The sequence below is a fragment of the Actinopolymorpha alba DSM 45243 genome (genome assembly GCF_000373925.1).
Lineage (GTDB): Bacteria > Actinomycetota > Actinomycetes > Propionibacteriales > Actinopolymorphaceae > Actinopolymorpha > Actinopolymorpha alba.
Genome location: NZ_KB892805.1, coordinates 23,444 through 30,119, shown reverse-complemented (window position 1 = coordinate 30,119; position 6,676 = coordinate 23,444). Strand labels below are relative to the sequence as shown.

At 65.5% G+C, this 6,676-nt stretch carries 6 protein-coding genes; all 6 read left to right on the top strand.

Features of this window, described 5'->3' with window-relative positions:
• Positions 1 to 354: 354 nt before the first annotated feature.
• The 6 genes from B141_RS53080 (at position 355) to B141_RS0133950 (ending at position 6,589) form a co-directional block, all read left to right on the top strand.
• The gene (locus B141_RS53080; RefSeq protein WP_420313615.1) at positions 355 to 438 is read left to right on the top strand and encodes a putative leader peptide; all 84 of its coding nucleotides are present in this window, start codon (positions 355 to 357) and stop codon (positions 436 to 438) included.
• A gap of 178 nt (positions 439 to 616) precedes the next feature.
• Positions 617 to 1,288, top strand: coding sequence for an OsmC family protein (locus tag B141_RS44250; protein WP_202806014.1), 672 nt, complete (start codon positions 617 to 619; stop codon positions 1,286 to 1,288).
• A 34-nt stretch (positions 1,289 to 1,322) separates the two neighbouring features.
• Complete coding sequence (locus B141_RS0133965; protein WP_020579646.1) at positions 1,323 to 2,972, top strand: ABC transporter substrate-binding protein; 1,650 nt, start codon at positions 1,323 to 1,325, stop codon at positions 2,970 to 2,972.
• Positions 2,973 to 2,978: 6 nt separating this feature from the next.
• On the top strand, positions 2,979 to 3,932 hold the full coding sequence (locus tag B141_RS0133960) for an ABC transporter permease (RefSeq protein WP_020579645.1): 954 nt from the start codon (positions 2,979 to 2,981) through the stop codon (positions 3,930 to 3,932).
• A gap of 15 nt (positions 3,933 to 3,947) precedes the next feature.
• On the top strand, positions 3,948 to 4,874 hold the full coding sequence (locus tag B141_RS0133955) for an ABC transporter permease (RefSeq protein ID WP_020579644.1): 927 nt from the start codon (positions 3,948 to 3,950) through the stop codon (positions 4,872 to 4,874).
• On the top strand, positions 4,871 to 6,589 hold the full coding sequence (locus tag B141_RS0133950; RefSeq protein ID WP_020579643.1) for a dipeptide ABC transporter ATP-binding protein: 1,719 nt from the start codon (positions 4,871 to 4,873) through the stop codon (positions 6,587 to 6,589). The genes B141_RS0133955 and B141_RS0133950 overlap by 4 nt, the downstream gene beginning before the upstream one ends.
• Positions 6,590 to 6,676 lie beyond the last annotated feature (87 nt).

Genomic DNA, 6,676 nt, shown 5'->3' with positions numbered 1-6,676 from the left:
TGGTCGGCGACCTGGCTGTTGTCCAAACCCGACGCGCACGCCAGCACGATCCGCGACCGCAACGCCAACTGCTGCGAGGTCTTCCGGCGGCGAACCCACCCCTGCAACGTCGCCCGCTCCTCATCGGTCAACACCAGCTCAGCCTTCGGCCGTCCACGTTTCCCCATGCGCCAATCATGGCAACAGATCACAGCGCGCCCGACGACAAGAACACCCGAACACGCAAACAATTAGATAACGAATTAAAGGCGCGGGACACTAGCGCCATCGGGCCGTCGACGGGTCGCGGCAGACTATCCCGACCAATGGACTAGGGATTGACGTTCTTCGCGCCGTACTGGAAGCATCTGGCTCATGCCGACGGCACCCCTGCTCACCTCGCGGATCCACGTTGACCTTCAGCGTGTGACATCCGCGTCGTGTCGGTGCCGTCGTTAGCTCCTGAGCGTTTCATCGCGCGTAGGTGACGCACCCCGTCACCCGAGCATCCCAGCGTGTAGCGGCCAGCCCTTCAGTCGCAGATGTGCCCACGAGGAGCTGGCGGCCTTCTGCTGCGCGCATTCGCGTCCCGATGCACGTTGTCTCAAGCTACGCCCGAGTCACCGAGAGGTACGCCGTGGCCACATCCACCCCGTCTGCTCGCTCACGCCCAGAACACAAGAACGGCGGCCAATCAGTGGCCGCCGAGTCCTCCGACGATCTCAGGCAGACTGAGGAGTCGCTGCTCAACGCCTCACCGGATCCTCAACCTGGACTGCGGGAATACCTGGAGGTGAAACGCGCGGCGCTGCTCGCCCGCCGCGACGCGAGCAAGGCCAGCACCCGCGCGCACCCGCTCAAGCTCCGGGCCGAGGCTACGGCGGAGCACCGTAGCGGCGTTCGGCGGATCAGGATCCGCGACCACTACGTCATCACCGACTCGCCGCTGGACTTCGCAGGCTACAACCTCGGGCCGTCGTCTCCCGAACTCCAGCTAGGCGTCCTGTCGAGCTGCCTCACGCACGTCTTCCTTATCCAGGCGGCCGACCTGCGGGTTCCCCTTGACGAGCTGTGGGTTGAGGTCGAGGCCGACCAGGAACCACGGGCCGGCTCCCCGGGATTCGAGGACGTCCCGATCTATCCGCACAACATCAGCTACACCGTGCACCTCACCTCGTCAGCCTCGCCGGCCCGCATCAAGGAGCTGCACCAGGCGGTCGAAGAACACTGCCCGATCTACAACCTCCTGCTCAATCCTCAGCACATCGAGGGCAGGGTCATCTTGACGAAGAGTCCGACCGAGATCTGAGCCGCCTGCGTTGATACCAAGGAGAAACCTTCCTATGCACATCCGTTCGTTCCGGCCACGCTGGCGCGTGTTGATCGTGCCGGCGGCGGTTCTCTCGCTCGCGGCTGCCAGCTGCGGGACCGGTTCGCAGAACACCAGCGGGGATGCTCGCTCGGCGAGCGCGACCGAGCCAGTCCGCGGCGGGACATTGAAGTACGCGCTGGCCTCGGATCCCGAATGCGTCGACCCGCAACAGAAGCCGCAGATCTCGGTCCGGATGATTGGCCGTCAGCTCACCGACTCGCTGACCGAGCAGGATCCGGAGACCGGCGAGATCCTTCCGTGGCTCGCGACCTCCTGGGAGGTCAGCGAGGACGCGCGTCGATTCACTTTCCACCTGCGCAAGGACGTCACCTTCAGCGACGGCACGCCGTTCGACGCCGAGGCCGTCAAGGCGAACTTCGAGCGCATCCTCAGGCTGGGCGCCGGAGCACCGCAGGCGATCGGCTTCATCGCGGGCTACAAGGGAACGACGATCGTCGACAAGTACACAGCAGAGGTCGATTTCGAGAAGCCCAACGCGCAGTTCCTCCAGGCATCCGCCACGCAGTCGCTCGGAATTCTCTCACCCAAGACCGTGACGAAGGATCCCAAGGCGGTCTGCCTCGGAGACATTTCCGGAACCGGCCCGTTCACCCTGGAACGCTACACGCCACAGCAGGGCGTGGTTCTCAAACGGCGCGACGACTATGCCTGGGCGTCACCGCTCGCCAAGAACAAGGGCGCGGCCTATCTGGATAGAGTCGATCTTCGGATCATCCCGGAGAACGGCGTTCGCACTGGGAGCCTGTCCAGCGGTCAGGTCGACGCGATCGAGACCGTCCCCACGGCTGACGTCGCCACACTCGAGAAGAACCCCGGCTTCTCCCTGCTGTCCGCACCACTGCCGGCCATCTCGATCCCTTATATCCCCCACGTCTACAGCCCGCGGCTTCGGGACGCGCGGGTGCGCCGGGCGCTGAGCCTTGGCCTCAATCGCCAGGAGATCGTGAACGCGATCTATGCCGGCGTCTATCCTGTCGCGACCGGGGTGCTCACCAAGGCGAACCCCGGCTACGCCAATCTCGGGGACAATCTCAGCTATGACCCCGACCAGGCGGTGAGGTTGCTCGAGGAAGCCGGCTGGACGAAGGTCGGCAAGGATGGCATCCGCGTCAACGCCAAGGGCGAGCGCCTGTCCCTTGAGATTCAGTACGTTGGCACGGGTACGCCAGCCGAGCAGATGCACCAGTTGGTCCAGCAACAGTGGAAGAAGATCGGCGTCGATTTCGTCCTCAAGCCACAGAAGCAACTGCCGGATCTCACCCGTGACAAGCTGCCGTACGACATCTCCACGTGGAGCCAGACCCGCGGCGACGTGGACGTGCTGAGGACGGTCTACTCGTCGTTCTTCTCCAACATGAGCATGCTGTATGGCCACCCTGACAAGGCCCTCGACCAGTTGCTGACCGGGCTGCAGACGACCATCGATACCCAGCATCGCAACGAGATCGCGGCCAAGGCGCAGGCACGGATTCTTGACCAGGGTTACGCGATCCCGGTATACGACCTGCTGGCGATCTTCGGAATCTCGAAGAGGGTTGGTGGATTCAAGGTCGACACCGACGGGAAGCCGATCTTCAACGACGCGTGGAAGCGAAGCTGACCGCGGATGAGGGGCTACGTCGTACGCAGGTTGGTCCACGGGGCGTTCGTGTTGTGGGCCGCGGTCACCCTGTCGTTCGCGGTGCTCCACCTGGTGCCTGGTGATCCGGTGTCAATCATGCTGGGCCAGGGTGAAGGCGCTGACGTGAGCAACGTCAGCGCCGCCCAGGTGGAAGCACTGCGGGCGAGCCTGGGACTCGACCGGCCGCTCCCGCTGCAGTATCTCTCCTACCTCTGGAATGCCGTTCACCTCGATTTCGGTCAGTCGTACTCCACCGGTGAGCCGGTGACCACGATGATCGCGCGGGCCCTGCCGGCGACCGTCAGTCTGGCCTTGCTGTCGTTGCTCATCGCGGTGGCGACAGGCGTCGGAGCCGCGATCGCGGCGACCCTGCTGCCGTGGGCGCCCGCGCGGTCACTCTTCCTGTCCACCACGGTCGTCGGTGTGTCCGTGCCATCGTTCTGGATCGCGATCTTGTTGATCCAGCTGCTTTCCTTCCGCCTGGGTTGGTTTCCCGCGGTTGGCAACGATGGCTTGACAAGCCTCGTGCTGCCAGCCGTGAGCCTCGCCATCCCGACTGCCGGCGTCCTCGCGCAGGTGCTCGGAAAGAGCATCCGGACCGCACTCGGCGAGCCGTACATCCTGACGGCACGGGCCAAGGGCGCTGGCAGACTGCGGATCCTCCTGCGGCACGCGATCCGGAACGCGTCGATCCCCACCATGACGATGATCGGCATGATGGTGGGCGGCGTGCTGGCGGGTGCCACCATCACTGAGACCATCTTCGCCCGGCAAGGCGTGGGTCGGATCACCGTGGATGCGATCAACGCCCATGATTTCCCGGTCATCCAGGCGCTGGTGTTCTTCGCCGGCGGGCTCTACGTCCTTGTCAATCTCGTCGTCGATCTGGTGTATCCCAAGGTGGACCCGCGGATCGTCGTCCGTACGGCGATGGCCTAACGAGGACGGTGACGCTTGTTCGATACCCAGAGCACCTCGGCCACTCAGAACGCTCATGCCGCCGTGGTCGATCCGACGGTGCTGCCGGCGCAGGAGGTCGAATACTCGGCTGGCAGACGTGTCCGCCGCTGGGTCGCCGAGCTTGTCCGCCAACCGGGGTTGGTTCTTTCGTTGTTGTGGGTACTCCTGGTGATCGCCTGGGCCGCGGCACCCACGGTGTTCACGTCGTACGACCCGATCGCGGCGAACGCCGCGCACAGTCTGCGGGGCCCGAGCGGGACGTACTGGTTCGGCACCGACAACCTTGGCCGGGATCTCTACAGCCGCGTCGTTTTCGGTACCCGCCAGTCGATGCAGGCCAGCGTTGTCGCGGTCGGTCTTTCGCTCGCGCTTGGTGCGATTCTCGGAATGGCGGCCGGCTATCTCGGCCGATGGGTCGATGACCTCGCCATGCGTGTCGTCGACGTGCTGATCGCGATTCCCGGACTCCTGCTGTCGATGGCCGTGGTCTCGATCCTGGGCTTCGGCGTCACCAACGTCGCCCTCGCGGTGGGTGTTGCGGGCATACCGGGATTCGCGCGGATCATCCGCGCCGAGGTGCTCCGGATCAAGTCCAGCACCTACTTCGACGCGGCCCAGGCGAGTGGCACGCGGACCCTCGCGATCCTTGTTCGCCACGTCGTTCCCAACGCCACTGGCCCGGTGCTCGTCCTGGCGGCACTCGAACTCGGAGGTGCGGTGCTGTCTGTGTCTGCCCTCAGTTTCCTTGGTTATGGCTCCACACCACCGGCTCCAGAGTGGGGATCCCTCGTGTCACAAGGGCGGGACTACATGGGTACGGCGTGGTGGCTCACGACGTTCCCTGGTCTGGTCGTAGCACTCACGGTGCTCGCCGCCAACCGCATCGGACGCGCTCTCGAACGTACGGGAGTCGAGGCATGATCAGAGCGGCCGACGCCACACCGCTTCTTGAGGTGGCAGACCTGAAGGTGTCGTTCGACACGTCGCGGGGGACAGTCGACGCCGTACGCGACGCCGGGCTCACGGTGTTCCGTGGGCAGACCGTCGCATTGGTGGGCGAATCCGGCTCCGGCAAAACCACCACCGGCCACGCCGTCATCGGGTTACTGCCGCCGCATGCGCGGATCGGCGCCGGATCGGTGAGGTTCGGGGGCAAGGAGCTGGTTGGCCAATCCAGCAAGGAATGGCGCGCCCTTCGTGGTCGCTCGATGGGACTCATTCCGCAGGACCCGATGGTCTCGCTCAATCCCGTCGTACGCGTGGGCCGCCAGGTCGCCGAGGTACTCCACATTCACGAGCTCGCGACCGGTGCGGACGCCGAGCAGCAGGCCGTACGGATGCTCGCCGACGCTGGCCTGCCCGACCCGGAACGCCACGCCCGGCAGTATCCCCACGAGCTGTCCGGCGGAATGCGTCAACGCGTTCTCATCGCCATCGCACTCGCCGGTCGGCCCCAGCTCATCATCGCTGACGAGCCGACCAGCGCCCTCGACGTCACCGTGCAGCGACGGATCCTCGACCACCTGGAGAAGCTCGCGGCTGACACGGGTACGGCAGTCCTGTTGATCACGCACGACCTTGGAGTCGCTGCCGACCGGGCGTCGCACCTGGTCGTGATGTCCAAGGGGCACGTTGTCGAAGCCGGCCCGACACGGCAGGTTCTGCGATCTCCCGAACACCCTTACACCAAAGCGTTGTTCGCCGCGGCGCCCAGCCTCAGGTCCGCGAAGCGTCGCCTCGGGCCGCGGTCTGCCGGCCAGACTGTCGCTGGTTCCAGCGCGCCGTCCGATGCGCCGGTGGACGTCGCAGACGCGGAGAGGGCTCCGCTGCTGCGCGTCACCGGGTTGCGGCGGTTCTTCACTGTGCCGACGCTGGAGGGCGGTCGAGAGATCCTTCGCGCCGTCGACGACGTGAGCTTCATCGTGGGGCGGGCGAGTTCGCTTGGCCTGGTTGGCGAATCCGGGTCCGGAAAGTCCACGACGGCGCGCGTCGTACTCGGCCTGGACCGCCCACACGCCGGGCGCATCGAGTTCGCCGGTCAGGAGCTCACTGTCCTGCGCCCGCGGGCGCTGCGTGAAATTCGGCGGCGGATTCAGCCGATCTTCCAGGATCCGTACGCCTCACTCGATCCGCGTTTCAGCGTTGAGCAGGTCATCGAGGAGCCGCTGCGGGCGTTCCGTGTCGGCACCCGAGCCAGCCGGCGGTCCCGGGTCCGCGAACTCCTGGACCAGGTGGCACTACCGTCGGCCGTCCGTCACCGTCGTCCGGCCGAACTCTCTGGCGGTCAGCGGCAGCGGGTCGCCATCGCTCGGGCCCTCGCACTCCAACCAGAGTTGGTGATCTGTGACGAACCAGTCTCGGCGCTCGACGTGTCGGTCCAGGCCCAGATCCTCACGTTGCTGGCGAGTCTTCAGGACGACCTCGGTCTGAGCTATCTCCTCATCTCCCATGACCTCGCCGTCGTACGCCAGATCTGCGATCACGTGGTGGTGCTGCGGAACGGCCGGATCATCGAGAGTGGCCCGGTCGCGCAGGTCTTCGACCACCCGCGCGAGGACTACACCAGGGAGTTGTTGGACGCCATACCGGGCCGGCGGCACGATGCCGCCCGAGTCGGGTCACTCGCCGGAGAGTAGCGGGACGTCGACAAAGCCCGCGAGCGGATTGGGCGCAGAATGATCACGTATACGTGGTCATTACCCGCCTCACATGGTGTCGGCACC

Coding starts and splice junctions, on each gene's coding strand:
- B141_RS0133950 (WP_020579643.1), top strand. CDS start 4,871: ATGATCAGAGCGGCCGACGCCACACCGCTTCTTGAGGTGGCAGACCTG.
- B141_RS53080 (WP_420313615.1), top strand. CDS start 355: ATGCCGACGGCACCCCTGCTCACCTCGCGGATCCACGTTGACCTTCAG.
- B141_RS0133965 (WP_020579646.1), top strand. CDS start 1,323: ATGCACATCCGTTCGTTCCGGCCACGCTGGCGCGTGTTGATCGTGCCG.
- B141_RS0133960 (WP_020579645.1), top strand. CDS start 2,979: ATGAGGGGCTACGTCGTACGCAGGTTGGTCCACGGGGCGTTCGTGTTG.